18 protein-coding genes are annotated in these 13,900 nt (G+C 70.1%); 8 read left to right on the top strand and 10 right to left on the bottom strand.

What is annotated here, in order from left to right; all coding sequences use genetic code 11:
- Positions 1-111: 111 nt before the first annotated feature.
- Both ACXNSR_RS01560 and ACXNSR_RS01555 read left to right on the top strand, forming a co-directional pair.
- On the top strand, positions 112-924 hold the full coding sequence (locus ACXNSR_RS01560) for a helix-turn-helix domain-containing protein (protein WP_458640316.1): 813 nt from the start codon (positions 112-114) through the stop codon (positions 922-924).
- 77 nt (positions 925-1,001) lie between these two features.
- Positions 1,002-2,048 (top strand): methyltransferase, encoded by a 1,047-nt coding sequence (locus ACXNSR_RS01555; protein WP_458640315.1) that lies wholly within the window; start codon positions 1,002-1,004, stop codon positions 2,046-2,048.
- A gap of 93 nt (positions 2,049-2,141) precedes the next feature.
- Here ACXNSR_RS01555 and ACXNSR_RS01550 read toward each other — a convergent pair whose 3' ends face one another.
- On the bottom strand, positions 2,142-2,519 hold the full coding sequence (locus ACXNSR_RS01550) for a nuclear transport factor 2 family protein (RefSeq protein ID WP_458640314.1): 378 nt from the start codon (positions 2,517-2,519) through the stop codon (positions 2,142-2,144).
- A 100-nt stretch (positions 2,520-2,619) separates the two neighbouring features.
- On the opposite strand from ACXNSR_RS01550, the gene ACXNSR_RS01545 reads away from it, so the two are divergent.
- Entirely contained in the window at positions 2,620-3,882 is a 1,263-nt protein-coding gene (locus ACXNSR_RS01545; protein WP_458640313.1) for a GNAT family N-acetyltransferase, read from the top strand.
- Positions 3,883-3,988: 106 nt separating this feature from the next.
- On the opposite strand, the gene ACXNSR_RS01540 is transcribed toward ACXNSR_RS01545, so the two are convergent.
- Positions 3,989-4,147, bottom strand: a complete 159-nt coding sequence (locus ACXNSR_RS01540; protein WP_458640312.1) for a hypothetical protein — start codon at positions 4,145-4,147, stop codon at positions 3,989-3,991.
- A gap of 196 nt (positions 4,148-4,343) precedes the next feature.
- Between ACXNSR_RS01540 and ACXNSR_RS01535 the strand changes: the two genes are divergently transcribed.
- The 3 genes from ACXNSR_RS01535 (at position 4,344) to ACXNSR_RS01525 (ending at position 6,911) form a co-directional block, all read left to right on the top strand.
- Positions 4,344-4,850 (top strand): DinB family protein, encoded by a 507-nt coding sequence (locus tag ACXNSR_RS01535; protein ID WP_458640311.1) that lies wholly within the window; start codon positions 4,344-4,346, stop codon positions 4,848-4,850.
- 84 nt (positions 4,851-4,934) lie between these two features.
- Positions 4,935-5,531: an MBL fold metallo-hydrolase gene (locus ACXNSR_RS01530; RefSeq protein WP_458640310.1), complete on the top strand. Its 597-nt coding sequence runs from the start codon at positions 4,935-4,937 to the stop codon at positions 5,529-5,531.
- A gap of 24 nt (positions 5,532-5,555) precedes the next feature.
- The gene (locus ACXNSR_RS01525; protein ID WP_458643527.1) at positions 5,556-6,911 is read left to right on the top strand and encodes an MFS transporter; all 1,356 of its coding nucleotides are present in this window, start codon (positions 5,556-5,558) and stop codon (positions 6,909-6,911) included.
- On the opposite strand, the gene ACXNSR_RS01520 is transcribed toward ACXNSR_RS01525, so the two are convergent.
- Complete coding sequence (locus tag ACXNSR_RS01520; RefSeq protein ID WP_458640309.1) at positions 6,893-7,303, bottom strand: C40 family peptidase; 411 nt, start codon at positions 7,301-7,303, stop codon at positions 6,893-6,895. The two genes, ACXNSR_RS01525 and ACXNSR_RS01520, sit on opposite strands and share 19 nt — an antisense overlap.
- Before the next feature lie 374 nt (positions 7,304-7,677).
- Between ACXNSR_RS01520 and ACXNSR_RS01515 the strand changes: the two genes are divergently transcribed.
- Positions 7,678-8,721, top strand: coding sequence for a S66 family peptidase (locus ACXNSR_RS01515; protein WP_458640308.1), 1,044 nt, complete (start codon positions 7,678-7,680; stop codon positions 8,719-8,721).
- Here ACXNSR_RS01515 and ACXNSR_RS01510 read toward each other — a convergent pair.
- The 3 genes from ACXNSR_RS01510 to ACXNSR_RS01500 form a co-directional block, all read right to left on the bottom strand.
- Entirely contained in the window at positions 8,711-8,995 is a 285-nt protein-coding gene (locus tag ACXNSR_RS01510; protein ID WP_458640307.1) for a hypothetical protein, read from the bottom strand. The genes ACXNSR_RS01515 and ACXNSR_RS01510 overlap by 11 nt on opposite strands.
- Before the next feature lie 141 nt (positions 8,996-9,136).
- Positions 9,137-9,622 carry a lamin tail domain-containing protein gene (locus tag ACXNSR_RS01505; RefSeq protein WP_458640306.1) on the bottom strand — a complete coding sequence of 162 codons (486 nt, stop codon included), beginning with the start codon at positions 9,620-9,622 and terminating at the stop codon, positions 9,137-9,139.
- A gap of 367 nt (positions 9,623-9,989) precedes the next feature.
- Positions 9,990-10,880, bottom strand: coding sequence for an aldo/keto reductase (locus ACXNSR_RS01500; RefSeq protein WP_458640305.1), 891 nt, complete (start codon positions 10,878-10,880; stop codon positions 9,990-9,992).
- 260 nt (positions 10,881-11,140) lie between these two features.
- On the opposite strand from ACXNSR_RS01500, the gene ACXNSR_RS01495 reads away from it, so the two are divergent.
- On the top strand, positions 11,141-11,386 hold the full coding sequence (locus ACXNSR_RS01495) for a DUF6296 family protein (protein WP_458640304.1): 246 nt from the start codon (positions 11,141-11,143) through the stop codon (positions 11,384-11,386).
- A gap of 49 nt (positions 11,387-11,435) precedes the next feature.
- On the opposite strand, the gene ACXNSR_RS01490 is transcribed toward ACXNSR_RS01495, so the two are convergent.
- The 4 genes from ACXNSR_RS01490 to ACXNSR_RS01475 all read right to left on the bottom strand — a co-directional run bounded on the left by ACXNSR_RS01490 (position 11,436) and on the right by ACXNSR_RS01475 (position 13,814).
- The gene (locus ACXNSR_RS01490) at positions 11,436-11,885 is read right to left on the bottom strand and encodes an ATP-binding protein (protein ID WP_458640303.1); all 450 of its coding nucleotides are present in this window, start codon (positions 11,883-11,885) and stop codon (positions 11,436-11,438) included.
- Between the two features lie 5 nt (positions 11,886-11,890).
- Positions 11,891-12,262: an STAS domain-containing protein gene (locus ACXNSR_RS01485; RefSeq protein ID WP_458640302.1), complete on the bottom strand. Its 372-nt coding sequence runs from the start codon at positions 12,260-12,262 to the stop codon at positions 11,891-11,893.
- Between the two features lie 100 nt (positions 12,263-12,362).
- Positions 12,363-13,226, bottom strand: a complete 864-nt coding sequence (locus ACXNSR_RS01480; protein WP_458640301.1) for a SigB/SigF/SigG family RNA polymerase sigma factor — start codon at positions 13,224-13,226, stop codon at positions 12,363-12,365.
- Between the two features lie 78 nt (positions 13,227-13,304).
- Positions 13,305-13,814, bottom strand: coding sequence for an NUDIX hydrolase (locus tag ACXNSR_RS01475; RefSeq protein WP_458640300.1), 510 nt, complete (start codon positions 13,812-13,814; stop codon positions 13,305-13,307).
- Positions 13,815-13,900 lie beyond the last annotated feature (86 nt).

Raw genomic sequence — 13,900 nt, 5'->3', positions numbered from 1 at the left:
AGAGGGACGACACGGACGACACGGACGGCATAGAGAAACAGCGTGGGGAGCGTGGGGGAGAGGGAATTTTCGTCCAAGACAAGGGCCCGCGACTCCAGCGACCCTGGAGGCATGCCCGGATACGACGCGGGGGACGTGCCCCCGGAGCGCACTGCTCACAACCGCTGGGAGGTCGCCCGCCCCCTGGGCGGAGCCTCGCTCGACGGCGTACGGATGGCCGGGTTCCGGGACCGTACGGGCGGCAGGCTGGACATGCGGGTGCTGCCGCAGCCCGCCGTGATCGTCGTCATCGGGCTCGGAGTCGGCCCGGTCACGGTGGAGTGCGCTTCCGGGCAGCGGCCACTGGGAGGTCTTGTCGCCTCCCTGTCGCCACGTCCGGCCCGCATCCGCGGCGAGGGCGTCGAATGCGTCGAGGTGGCGCTGTCACCCCGGGCCGCCTACGCCCTGCTGGGCGTGTCCCCACTCGAACTGGACGGCTCCATCACCGGACTCGAGGACCTCTGGGGGCGGCACGCCCGGCTGCTGCGCGAGCAGTTGGCCGACACCGCGTCCTGGGAGGAACGCCTCGAAATCACGGACGGATTCCTCAGACGGAGGGCCGCCGGAGCCCCGCCCATGGCGGCCGAGGTCGCCGCCTCCTGGGACGCCATCGTGGCCGGCCGCGGCCGAGTACGGGTCGGTGACCTTGCCGCCTCCTGCGGATGGAGCCGCAAGCGGCTCTGGGCCAGGTTCAGCGCCCAGGTCGGCCTGACCCCCAAGCGCGCCGCGATGCTGGTCCGCTTCGACCACGCCGCCCGGGCACTCCTCGCCGGTGAGCGCGTCGGCGACGTCGCCGTGGCGTGCGGATATGCCGACCAGCCCCATCTCCACCGCGACATCCAGGCCCTCGCCGGGGTGCACGCCCCGGTGCACTGGCCGGCCTGAGCGCGTCCACCCAGCCCTGAATGTCCGTGTCCAGGCCGGTCGTTGACCGGCCGACCCGAAGGAAGGAAGCAAGGCCCGTGACGAACATCGATGTCCGAGCAGCACAGACGGCGGAAGGCCGGGAGCTCGTCGTCCGGCTCGCGTTCGGCAGCATGGCCGCGCACACCCTGCGCGCGGCCGTCCGCTTGGACGTCGTGGAACTGATCGGCGACGGACCGCGCACAGCTGCCGAGGTAGCCGTCGGAGCCGGAACCGCGCACCAGCCCATGACACGCCTGCTGCGTGCCCTGACCGCCCTCGGTCTGCTCGCGCAGGACGCCCCCGACACGTTCTCGGTGACCCCGGCGGGTGCGCTCCTCGGCCCCGGCCACCCCGACTCCCTCGCGTCGTTCGTCCGCATGTTCACCGATCCGGCGATCGTGCGCGCCTGGGAGCACCTGGAGAGCAGTGTGCGTACGGGAGAGACCGCGTTCGATTCCGTCTTCGGCACGGACTTCTTCAGCCATCTCGCCCGGCACCCCGAACTCTCCACGGACTTCAATACGGCCATGAGCCAGGTCACCACCGAGACAGCCGCCGTCCTGCCCCGAGCCTTCGACTTCAGCCGGTTCGCCTCGGTCACGGACGTCGGCGGAGGCAACGGCACCCTCCTGGCCGCCGTCCTCGAAGCGCACCCAGGTCTCGCCGGTGTGGTCTTCGATACCGGCGACGGCCTCGCAGAGGCTGCGAAGACACTGGCGCGGCACGCGCTGGAGGACCGCTGCTCCCTCATCGCGGGGGACTTCTTCCGGTCGGTCCCGCGAGGTTCGGACGTGTACCTCCTGAAGAGCATCCTGCACGACTGGACGGACGCCCGGGCAGTCACGATCCTGCGCCACTGCCGCCAGGTGCTGCCGCCTGGTGGTGTGGTCCTGATCGTGGAGCCGGTCCTTCCCGAGGTCGTGGGCGCGCAGGACGAGGGCAGCTACCTGAGCGACCTCAACATGATGGTGAACGTCGGCGGCAGGGAACGCACCCGCGCGGACTTCGAGGAGGTGTGCCGCGGGGCGGCCCTGCGCGTCACGTCGGTCACCCCGCTCGCCGGCGCCGCACCGTATTTCCTGATCGAGGCCGTCGCCGGCTGACCGGAGGAGCGGGCTCCACGAGCTCAGGGTCACGTCACGTCATGGCGTCGGCAGGCGCTGCCGCTCGACGCAGGGCCGGCCGGCTGTCTCGTCCTACATGGGTTCCACGAAAGGAACCCGCCACTGCGGGCGCGGGTCGGCGCCAGGGGCAGTCCAGTACTCCCTCCCACGGACGATCCGTCCGTCGTGGACGGTCCAGAACGACGCCGCACGGAACACCCCGATGCCTTCGTGCGGAACCTCGACCTCGGAGACGACCTCGTCGCCTTCGGCGACAATCCGCAGCACCCGGATGGCCCAGCCCTCCGGATACTCACGATTCACCGCAACGTAGTTCTCCCTGCCTACGATGCGTTCACCGCTGACCGGCCACTCGACGACGGCATCCTCCGCGACCAGCCCGGCAACGCCATTCCAGTCCCGCGCCTGGATCCGGTCCCACAGTGCCTCTACCACTCTCGACGACTCCATGGGGCACACCCTGCCAGACCGCTTGACGGCCAACAGTGCCCTGGTCCGGGTACGAGACCGTCGGCCCCGGCGACGACTGCGAAAAACTCTGTTGGCCGGGATGGCCGGGCGATGCCACAGTCTGGCTGTGACCAAGATCAGAAACAATTCCGGAGCCGTTTCGCCGGCCGACGGCCTCACCCTGCGGCAGGCGACGCCCGCAGATCTCGACCAGATCGCCGCGCTCCTGTCCGAGCGCGGCGAGCCGGACGACGCCATCGACCACCGGCTGGTCGTCACCGACCCCGATGCGGGCCTGTCCGCCTGTGCCGTGGTGGTCGACGGCGATCGGGTCGTGTCCACCGCGACGCTCCTCGACGAGGAGGTGCGCATCGGAGGAGTCCGCCTGCCCGCCGGTCAGGTGGAACTGGTCGCCACCGAGAAGGAATACGAGGGACGCGGGCTGGTAAGAGCCCTCATGCACTGGGCGCACGAGCGTTCCGCCGCCCGGGGCCACCTCGTCCAGGCAATGATCGGAATCCCGTACTTCTACCGGCTGTTCGGCTACGAGTACGCCATCGACATACCGCAGACGCTCGACGTGAACGCCTTGCCGCCCGCCGACGGAACGGCCGTGCTCCGTCCCGCCCGGCCTTCCGACATCCCCGCCATGGCTGCCCTGCAAGCCTCGGCCCAGAGCGGGTTCGATGTGACCATGCCGCACTCGACGGCGTGCTGGCGATGGCTCCTGGACCACGAGTCGAGCAACCTGTGGGTTCTCGAGCAAGCCGACACGGTCATCGCCACCGCGCGCACCACGGCCGACGACGAGGAGCTGCTCCTGGCGGAGGCGGCGGCGCGCGACGAGGCGGCGGCACGGGGCCTCTTGAACGGCATTGCCGCTCAGGCACCCGGCGACCGGATCCGGGTCGTCCATCGGGCAGGCACCGTGACCGGCGACGCGTGGCAGGAGTTCGTCGAACACGAACCGCGCCGGAGTGCCGAGCAGTACTACATCCGCATCCCGGATGTCGCAGCGCTGGTCGACAAGCTGCGCCCGCTGTTCTGGCAGCGCCTCACCGCGGCCGGGATCGACCGCACCGGTCAGGACATCGTCATCTCCACCTTCGGCGCGCACCACCGGATTCCGGTTCGCGCCAACGGGCTCGGTGAGGTCGTCACCGGTGGGGCGATACAGTCGCCGGGAGCGGTGGGAGGCGCAGGGGTGGCGCCCGACCATCTGCCCGCCCTGCTGTTCGGCCCGCACGGGATCGAGGGGCTGAACCGGATCCGCCCCGACGTCTACTCCGCGGACGAAGAGCTGTTCCGGGCGCTTTTCCCGCCTCTCACCGCCGATGTACTCAGCTACTACCTCCCGTACTGAAGGCTGTTGCGGAGTGCTCGGTTCCGGGAGCCCGCTCCTGCGCGGGCAGGAAGAGGACAACGCCGCGTACCGGCGGGGGCGGCCGGCCCCCACCCCCGCCACCCGGCTACGACAAGGCCCTGGGCATCCGGGTCTGCCTGCGGCCGTGGCTCCCGTGACCTTGCGGACAAGAGCCGGCCCGGTGCCGGGCGCGGTGCCCGTCCCTGCGATGGACGAGCAGCAGGGCCAGCGCCATCGGCGCGATCAGCAGGACCATCGTCGTCATGGGAACGATCGTTTCCTCGTAGTCCGTTCCGTTCCGTTTCCGTTCCTCCTGCGCGTGTGGCCGCTGCGTGACTGCTGAAACCCCAGGCGCTGCCCGGGGGCGGAGCCAGTTCCGAACCGAGCGGAGCGACCAACCGCGCTGACCAGCATGCGAGAACGCGTGGGCCGATGCGGGCACCGGATGTGATGATCGCCCGGTGATCGATGAACAGCGGACCCGGCCCGTGCTGACGGGCGACGAGCGCGCCACCCTGACCAGCGTGCTGCAGCGGCAGCGGGACACCCTGATGATGAAGTGCGCGGGGCTGAGCGACCAGCAGCTGAGGACGAGGGCGGTGGCCCCGTCCGGGCTGAGTCTGCTGGGGCTGGTGCGGCACCTCGCGGAGGTGGAGCGCGGATGGTTCCGCAACGTCCTCGCCGGGGAGGACGTACGCGGCTACTTCCCGAAGAACGAGGCGGGGGAGTGGACGGAGTTCCACGTCGAGGACGTGGACGTGGCCGACGCGTTCAGGATCTGGGAGGAGACGTGCGAGCGCTCGCGCGCGATCGTGGACGCCGCCGAGTCCCTCGACGTGACGGTGCACTTCGGCGATCAGTCGTACTCGCTGCACTACATCCTGACCCACATGATCGAGGAGTACGCCCGCCACAACGGGCACGCGGACCTGCTGCGCGAGGCGATCGACGGGACGACCGGGGAATGACCCCGGCGTGACCCCGCCCAACTCGTCCCCGTGACACGGAAATTGCCGGGTCACGGCGGGCCCGGCACTGTACGGTGCGGAGCCATGAAGATCACGAAGTACACCCATGCATGTGTCCGGATCGAGCAGGGCGGGCGGGTACTCGTCATCGATCCCGGTACGTGGAGCGAGCCGTCCGCCCTGGCCGGCGCGGACGCCGTGCTGGTGACACACGAGCACATCGACCACGTCGACGTGCTGCGCCTGGCGGGTCTCGGCGTACCGGTCTACGCCCCCGCCGAGGCGGACATTCCGAACCTGGACGTCATCGGGGTTTCCGCCGGTACGGAGTTCACCGCCGCGGGCTTTTCGATACGGGCGGTCGGCGGCCGTCATGCCTTCATCTACGGCGGCCAACCCGACTGCGCGAACCTGGGCTACGTCGTCGACGACTCGGTCTACCACCCGGGTGACTCGCTGCACGTGCCCGAGCAGGAGATCGAGACGCTGCTGGTGCCCGCGCACGGGTCGTGGCTGAAGATGGCTGAGGTGATCGATTTCGTCAAGGCCGTGGGGCCGCGGCGGGCGTTCGCCATTCACGACGCACAGATCAACGACCGCGGTCTCGACAGCGTCAACGGCTGGCTCGGCCAGGAGACTTCGCACGGCTACCGGTACCTGCGGCCCGGCGAATCGCTCTGACGCGCCGGCCCCTTCCGGGCACCCATCCCGGTACCCCTCCCGGCTCCGTCACCCGCACCGGAGCAGGTTAGTCTCCGTCGAATGGCTCGACACGGATCCCTCTCCGCACTGCGGCACAAGCCGTTCAGGTTATTCCTCCTGGCACGTCTGATCTCGATGAGCGGAACGGCGATGGCCCCCGTGGCCCTGGCCTTCGCCGTGTTCGGATTCGACAGCAGCCCGGCGTCCCTGGCGGTCGTCCTCGCCGCCAACACCGCCCCGCAGCTCGTCCTGCTCCTCGTCGGAGGAGTGATCGCGGACCGGTTCTCACGGCGACGGGTCGTCGTCATCGGCAATGCGATGCCGGCCGTCACCCAGGGCTGCGTCGCACTGCTGGTGGCGACGGGAACGGCCACCACCGGACGGATCGCCCTGTTCGCGGCGCTGGCGGGCTGTGCGTCGGCACTGACCCAGCCCGCCATGAACAGCCTGCTGCCGCAGCTCGTCGATCCCGGCGAGCTGCAGCAGGCGAACGCGCTGATGCGGTTGCCCAGCAACATCATCCGCATCCTCGCCCCGGCGGTGGGCGGCGCCCTCGTCGCCCTCGTCGGCCCGGAGCCGACCCTGGGCTGGGACGCCGCCAGTTTCGCGGTCGCGGCCTTCCTCTGCAGCCGTCTTGACGTGTCCGGACCCGTCAGGACCACGGCTTCAGTCCTTCGTGACTTCAAGGACGGCTGGAAAGAATTCTCCCGTCTCTTCTGGATATGGTCCTATACGTTGTCCGGCACCGTGGTCGTCGCCCTCTGGCTCGGCGGATATCAACTCCTCGGACCGGTGATCGCCCAGAACAGCCATCTGGGTGCTCCTTCCTGGGGAATCGTCCAGGGGGCATTCGCGGCGGGCCTGCTCCTGGGTGGTGTCGTCTCACTCAAATGGAAACCGTCCAGGATCATGGTCGTGTGCGTATGCGCCAATCTGCCTCTCGCGCTGCCTTTCCTCGCACTTGCCTGGGGCGCGCCGCTCGCCGTTCTGGCCGGGGCGAGCGCCATGGCCGGCATCGGCCTCGACATCGCGATCGTGTGCTGGAACACCGCCGTGCAGGAACAACTCCCGTCCGAGGTTCTCGGGCGGGTCAGCTCCTTCAATTCGGCCGGTGAGCTCCTGTCCGTGCCACTGGGCTACCTGGTCGTGGGCGCCGCGGCGACGTCCCTCGGTACCGAGCCCGTCCTTCTCTGGAGTGCCGCACTGATGGTCCTGGCGAGCCTCGTCCTGCTGCTCGCCCCGAGCGTGTGGGCCGTACGCAGGCTGCCCGCGGACCCGGGTCCGGCCGTCGTCGCGGCGGGGGACCAGGACCGAAGGGCCCGGACCGGCGGGACGCCCGATCAGGTCGCGCGCCCGTAGCGGACCGCTGAGCTCCAGATCCGTTCCAGGCGTACTCGGGTGCCGGGACGTGGGGCGTGCCAGATGCGGTCGTCGCCGGCGTAGATCCCGACGTGGGTCATGGTCGCGCCGCTGGGGAAGAAGACCAGGTCCCCGGCCGCGCGATCGGCCTCGGGAATGTGGACGGTGTGCTCGTACTGCTGCTCGGCGGTGCGTGGCAGCCGTTTGCCCGCCTTCTTGAAGGCGTAGAGGGTGAGGCCCGAGCAGTCGAAGCGTTTGGGGCCGGTGGCGCCGTAGGCATACGGCGAGCCCTGTTTGGAGGCGGCCACCGCGACGGCTCTGGCGCCATACGGGGCGGTGGCGTGCGCCGGGGCTGCGGGGCCGGTCGTTACGGCGGCCGTCAGGAGCAGCAAGGAGAGTATGGCGCGGGCTCTGGGGCAACAACACGTGGGGAGAAGGCCTTTGGGGGCCCCTCGGAAGTCGGTCCTGAAGCAGGGCATCGTGACACCTCCGCAATCGGTTGGCAGGTAACAATCAGATCAGTGATGGGGGTCCTGTTCTCGGTCGAATGCGTCATGGTTCTGACGGCGGACCAGTTTTCTCCGACGGGATCCGCCGAACAGCGCGGGACACAGTCTGATTTGTCTCGATTTTGCATTCGATTCGAGATGATAGGGCTGAATGCTCGTCATATGGGCGCGCTCGACACGCCGGTCCGCAATGCCATCGCGGGCCCACCCCGGATAATTGACGCGAGGCCGGATCCGCCGACTTCTATGATCATCGGATGGAGAATCCCCGCTATCCCGTCAAGCCCGCCCCCGGCGACCAGGTCGCCGTGATTTCACCCTCGTCCGGCCTTCCCGGCCTGTTCCCGCTGCCCTTCGAATTGGGGTTGAGCAGACTCCGGGACGACTTCGGGCTGAAGGCGGTGGAGTACCCGACGACCAGGGCGATGGGCGCGACGCCCGAGGCGCGCGCCGCGGACATCCACGCGGCCTTCGCGGACCCCGACATCAAGGCGGTGATCGCCAGCATCGGCGGCGACGACCAGATCACCGTCCTGCCCCACCTCGACCGCGACCTCCTGCGCGCCAACCCCAAGCCGTTCTTCGGATACAGCGACAACACCAACCTGCTGCTGTTCCTGCGGGACCTGGGCATCGTCGGCTACCACGGCGGCTCGGTCATGGTCGGGTTCGGACGGCCCGGCGCGATGCACCCGTCGACCGCCGACTCCCTGCGGGCCGCGCTGTTCACCTCGGGCGAGTACGAACTCACCGCGGCAAGCGCCTGCGGGGACATCGACCGCCCCTGGGACGACCCGCAGACCTTCGCGTCCGAGCCCCCCATGGAACCTGCCGACGGCTGGTCCTGGCACAACGCCGACCGGGTCGTCGACGGCATCGGCTGGGGCGGCAACCTGGAGATCATCTCCTGGCTGCTGATGGCCGACCGCGTGCCGGGGCCCGTCGACTCCTACGCCGGCAACGTGCTGTTCCTGGAGACGTCCGAGGAAATGCCGCCCGCCGAAGAGGTCTACCGGATCCTGCGCGGCATGGGTGAACGCGGCCTGCTGCGCCAGTTCCCCGCACTGCTCATGGCCAGGGCGAAGAGCTGGTCGTTCGAGAACCGGCTCGACGCCGCGGCCAAGGCGGAGTTCCGCCGACAGCAGCGCGAGGCCGTCCTGCGGGCCATGCGCCAGTACGCCCCCGAGGCCATGGTGGTGTTCGACGTCGACCTCGGCCACACCGACCCGCAGCTCGTGATCCCCGTAGGGGGGCGTATCCGGGTGGACGGGCCGGCGCGCCGGATCGTCGTCACTTACTGACCGGGGGTCCGGCGGCCGTGGGAGCGGCGGCCCGGGAGGCGATCCGGATCCGGTCCCGTGCGTACTCCACGGTCTCGCCCGGCAGGATCAGCAACCCGGGTTCCGTGTCCTGCTCCTCCCCGCCGATCGGCTGCACCTGTACGGCCGGGCCGAGTCCGCCGGCCATGAACACCGACGGGTCGACCTCCCAGCCGTGCACGGCGAGCCACAGTTCCAGCGCCGCCGTGTCCCGTGCCTCGGCGCCGCGCGGCCACTCGAACGTCGTGCTCCCCATCCCTGCCCCCTGTAGGTGGTCGGATCACCGCCGATGATCCTGCCACCCACCTCTGACAGTCGCAGCCCGATATCGCAGCGCGCCCGCACCCCCACCGTGCGGGGGGGTGCGGGCGCGCGTCAGGCCGGTGACCCGTCCGGGTCAGCCGTTGCGGTGGTGCCGACGGCCGTCCCAGGAGTCGGTGTCGAGGACGTTGCCACGGTTGTCGCGCAGGGTGGCGGTGTCGCGCTCGTCCCAGATCTGGTGACGACGGTCCTGGTAGACGTCGCGGTGGGTGTCGCGACCCTGGCCGGTGTGGACCCGCACGGTGGACCTGCCGTCCAGGCGGAAGTCGCCGAAGCGGTAGCGGTTGCCCTGGCGGTCGGTGAGGGTGAAGCCGCGCAGGTTGACGCTCCTGCGCCCGGTGTTCTCGACCTCGACCCACTCCCGGTTCAGCGCACGGGCGGAGCGGTCGCGGCCGGCGGTTCCGTACTGGACGTCGCTGATGACGATCGAGGAGTGCGCAGCCCGGTGGTCGCGGTCGCGCCGGTGGTCGTCGGCGGAGGCCGGGAGGGCGGCGGCGCCGACGAGGGAGCCCGCGGCCAGGAACGCGGCGACGAACCGGCGGGTGGCGAGAGAAGCAGACATGAAGATGACCCCTTCAACAGACAGCAGCCCGTCCGCCTCGTGCGGGGCGGGTGGGCCTGGAACCGTTCTCGGCGTCCTGCCGAGGAGCCACACTCTGACCCCCGACCGCCATCAAAAGCCACCAATTCGGGGCGTGTTGCGAAATGCGGAAGTATCGGTGACTCTCCCGTGTATCGGACATCTGTCAATGCCGCGCTGACGCGACCGGCGCGAGCGTGCCGAACATGCCTTGGCGGGCCCGGAGGCGGAGGTCCTTCCGCGCGGATGTGCCGCCCTCGTGACCCCCTCCCGCTCTGCGCCGAACGGGTTCAGAGCCCTGTAACGGCTGCTCCGACCGTTTCTTCGGACATTCGCACGCGAGCGGTTCTCATGTTCTGTTCCTGTCGAGGAGCCGGAGCTCCTCCGGCGTCAGCCGGAGGGTGCCCGCAGCCACGTTGTCGGCGAGGTGATCCGGGTTGCCCGTTCCGGGGATGGCCAGTACGTGGGAGCCCTGCGCCAGGGTCCAGGCGAGCCGCACCTGCGCCGGCGACGCTCCGTGCGCCCGGGCGACGGCGAGGACCTCGTCGTGCTCGGCCCGGACGGCGCCGGACTCGGACCCCTCTCCCGCGATGGAGAAGAAGGGCACGAAGGCGATACCGCGCGCCGCGCAGACGCCGAGCATCCCCGTCCGGTCGGGCGCGTCGAGTCCGTAGCGGTTCTGGACGCACACCACCGGCGCGATCGCCTCGGCCTGGGCCAGGTGCTCCGGGCGGGCGTTGGAGATGCCGAGGTGGCGGACCAGCCCGGCGTCGCGCAGCTCGGACAGGGCCCCGAAGTGCTCACTGACGGACTCCTGGCCCATGATGCGGAGGTTCACCACGTCGAGGTGGTCCCGGCCGAGTTGGCGCAGGTTCTCCTCGACCTGGCCGCGCAGCTGGTCGGGCCGGGCCGGCTCGGCCCACCCGCCGCAGGCGTCCCGGGCGGGGCCGACCTTGGTGGAGATGACGAGGTCGTCCGCGTACGGCGCCAGCGCCGAGTTGATCAGCTCATTGGCCGAACGCAGCCGCGAGAAGTAGAACGCGGCGGTGTCGATGTGGTCGATGCCGAGCTCGACCGCCCGGCGCAGGACGGCGATCGACCGGCCGCGGTCGCCGGGAACGCCCTCGTGGAAGGCCGCGCTGCCGGTCAGGCGCATGGCGCCGAAGCCGATCCGGTTCACCGTGAGATCGCCGAGCACCCATGTGCCCGAAGCCGCTGCGGAGACCGTGTGCGACGTCATCTGAATGATCAGCTCCATTCGATCGGCCATCGTCCCCCGATGGTTCGGGGCGAGGAGGGTCCTGGAGTATGCGCAGGTGAGAGCCGTGCCGGAAAGGCATTCAGGGGTGGGGGAAGATCACATCGCGAGCCGGAATCCTGAGTGTGCGCGGGTCGTTGTATCCGATGGAGCTCGCGCCCCGATCCGTGTCCGGGAGCGCGCAGCCAGGTCGCTCTGCCCGATAATGGTGATGACGGGGTATTCGTACGAAGGAGGCCGGAATGGGACGGGACAGCAGGTACGAACTGGTATTCGCCGCCCCTGACCATGCGGTACCGGGTGGCGAGGAATCGGTCCTCGTGCACCGCACCGACCGGACCGGCCCCGGCGGCCATCCGATCTACGCCGACGACACCGGAATCGTGCAGGCGGAGATCAGCGACCAGGGCGACGTACGCATGATCGCGAGCGGCGGCCACCAGGAACCCGCATCGCGCGTTCGCGTCCGGGCCGTACCGAGCGTCTGACACGAGACGGTCCGGCGGCGGCACGGGTGCTCCACGAGGCCCGCCACCGTCATCCGGGAACGCGGATCCCCGGCGGACAGGGAACCTCGCACCAGACGCGCTTGCCGTCCACCCCCGGTTCGGAGCCCCAGTCCCGGGCCAGACGTTCCACGATCAGCAGTCCGTGACCGGCCGGCCCTCCCCGGTCGCCCGGCCCGTGTGCAGGCACGCGCACCGGCGGGGCCGGGTTACCGTCCGTGACCTCGATCCGCAACCGCTCCGCAGAGCAGTCGAGGACGAGCGCGCGGGGTCCGCCACCGTGCAGGCAGGCGTTGGCCACCACCTCCGACACCAGCAGGAGCACGTCCTCGGCGCTCTCGCGGTCCCCGTCCCCCGTCCCCGGGAGCCAGCGCCAGGCGGTCAGCGCCTGGCGGGCGAAGTCACGGCTGCGCGAGACGACATCGGTGGTTCCGGACAGCATCAGGCTCCAGATCCGGTCGGACGGCCTGGGCTGCTCCATGACGCTCAGGCCCCTCCGCCGTGCGGCGTCCGCAGGGCCTCCGTCACGTCGGCGTGGACGGGGAACACGCCGTCCGCACCGGTGATGCGGAACATCCGGGCGACCGGTCCGTGCAGACCGGCCAGTTCGAGACCGCCTCCCGCCTCCTGTGCCGCGAGGCGGGTGTTCAGGAGCACGTTCAGCCCCGTGGAATCGCAGAATCCCAGTTCCGCCATGTCGACCAGCAGCCGGCGGCCCGGGGCCAGTGCCTCGTCGAGCGCGTCCCGCAGCGGCTGCGCCGTGTCGTGGTCCAGTTCCCCCGCCAGCGTCAGGACGACCGCTCCGTCCACGGCCCTCACCGCGACGGTGAAGCGTTCACTCTCCGCCTCCGGCACCATCCGGCATCACCCTTCCGTCGTGCACTCCGCACCTGCCCGGGTTCCGGCGCGACATGCCTGTCCGTCCCGTACGGAAGCAGGTGGTGCCTCATCGGACGCCTCATGCCGCCTCGGCCGGCGGGTCCTCGGCGAGCAGTCCCTCCCGCAGCCGGTCCAGAATGCGGGCCAGCAGCCGGGAGACGTGCATCTGCGACATGCCCAGGCGCTCGCCGATCTCGGCCTGTGTCAGTTCCTCCCCGAAACGCAGGGCGAGTATCCGCCGGTCCCGTTCGGACAGCTCTCCCACCAGCGGCCTCAGCGATTCCAGGTCCTCGACCGTCTCGAAGCGGCCCTCCTCGACGCCGAGGCTCCGTGACGACACACCGGGGGCCTCGTCCTCGTCCGCCGTCACGGGGACGTCCAGGGACAGGCTGGTGAAGCCGTTGGCCGCGAGCCGGCCCTCGCGGACCTCCTCCACGGTGATGTCCAGCCGCTCGGCGAGCTCCCGCGTACCCGGAGCGTGGCCCAGTTCCTGCTCCAGGGCGTCGTTCGCCTTGGCCAGATCGAGGCGCAGCTCCTGCAGCCGCCGCGGTACGCGGACGGCCCAGGTCGTGTCGCGGAAGTAGCGCTTGATCTCTCCCACGATGGTGGGCAGGGCGAACGACATGAACTCGAACCCGCGCTCCGGATCGAACCTGTTGATGGCCTTGATCAGGCCGATGGTGCCGACCTGCAGAACGTCCTCCCACGGCGCGCCGACGTGCCGGACGCGCGTGGCCGCATACTTGACCATGCTCAGATTCAACTCGACCAGGGTGTTGCGCACGTACGAGTACGCCGCGGTCCCCTCGTCCAGTTCGCGCAGGCGCCGGAAGAGCGAGACCGACAGGTCGTGGGCGTCGGCGGTGCTCACGGACCGCGGATCGCGGATCTCGCGGGGATCCTGCGGTGCGGAGCCGGCACGGCTACGGAGAGTGGCAGGCATAAGGCCTCCTCGGGGAGTTCCCTCAAAGCCCCATACCCGCTCGTGGGAGGTTGAAGCTGTGCAGGCCGTGGCCGTGCGTCACTCTTCGTGCGCGAGAGGGCGCCCCAGGGCGCGATAGCGGTGGAACGCCTCACGGGCGTCCGGGACGAACGCGGAGCGGCCGACGAGTTCCTCGAGTTCGGGCTCGGTCAGCCAGTCGTACCAGGCTACTTCCTCGGGGTCGGGCCGGACCGGCGCCGTGATCACGGCTTCGTGGAGTCCCAGCCAGTAGGGGCTGATCGCCCCGTCGCACAGGAATTTGAGCACGAAGCGGGGCGCGGCGCGGACCCCGAGCTCCTCCGCCAGCTCCCTGGCGGCCGCTTCCTCGTACGACTCGCCTACGTCGACGGCGCCACCGAGCATCCAGTTGAACTGCCCGGGGAACCGGGACGCGTCGTCCGGACGGCGGTGCACGAGGATCCGCCCGTCGCCGTCGCGGCACACGATCGTCGCGACGCGGTGCGGCCAGCGCTCCCGGATCGCCTCCGCCCGGTCCACGACGGCCACGACGCGGTCCTGCTCATCGACCCGCTCGACCGGTTCGCCCATGGGACACATGATCGCAGGGTCCTTCCCGAGGCCTTGTACGGGTCCCCGCCCGGCCCCGGGGGACCGGGCGGAGAGAACCGACGGCG

Source organism: Streptomyces sp. NC-S4 (genome assembly GCF_054353315.1).
Note: the sequence above shows the minus strand (reverse complement) of the source record. Positions and strands in the feature narration are given on the sequence as shown.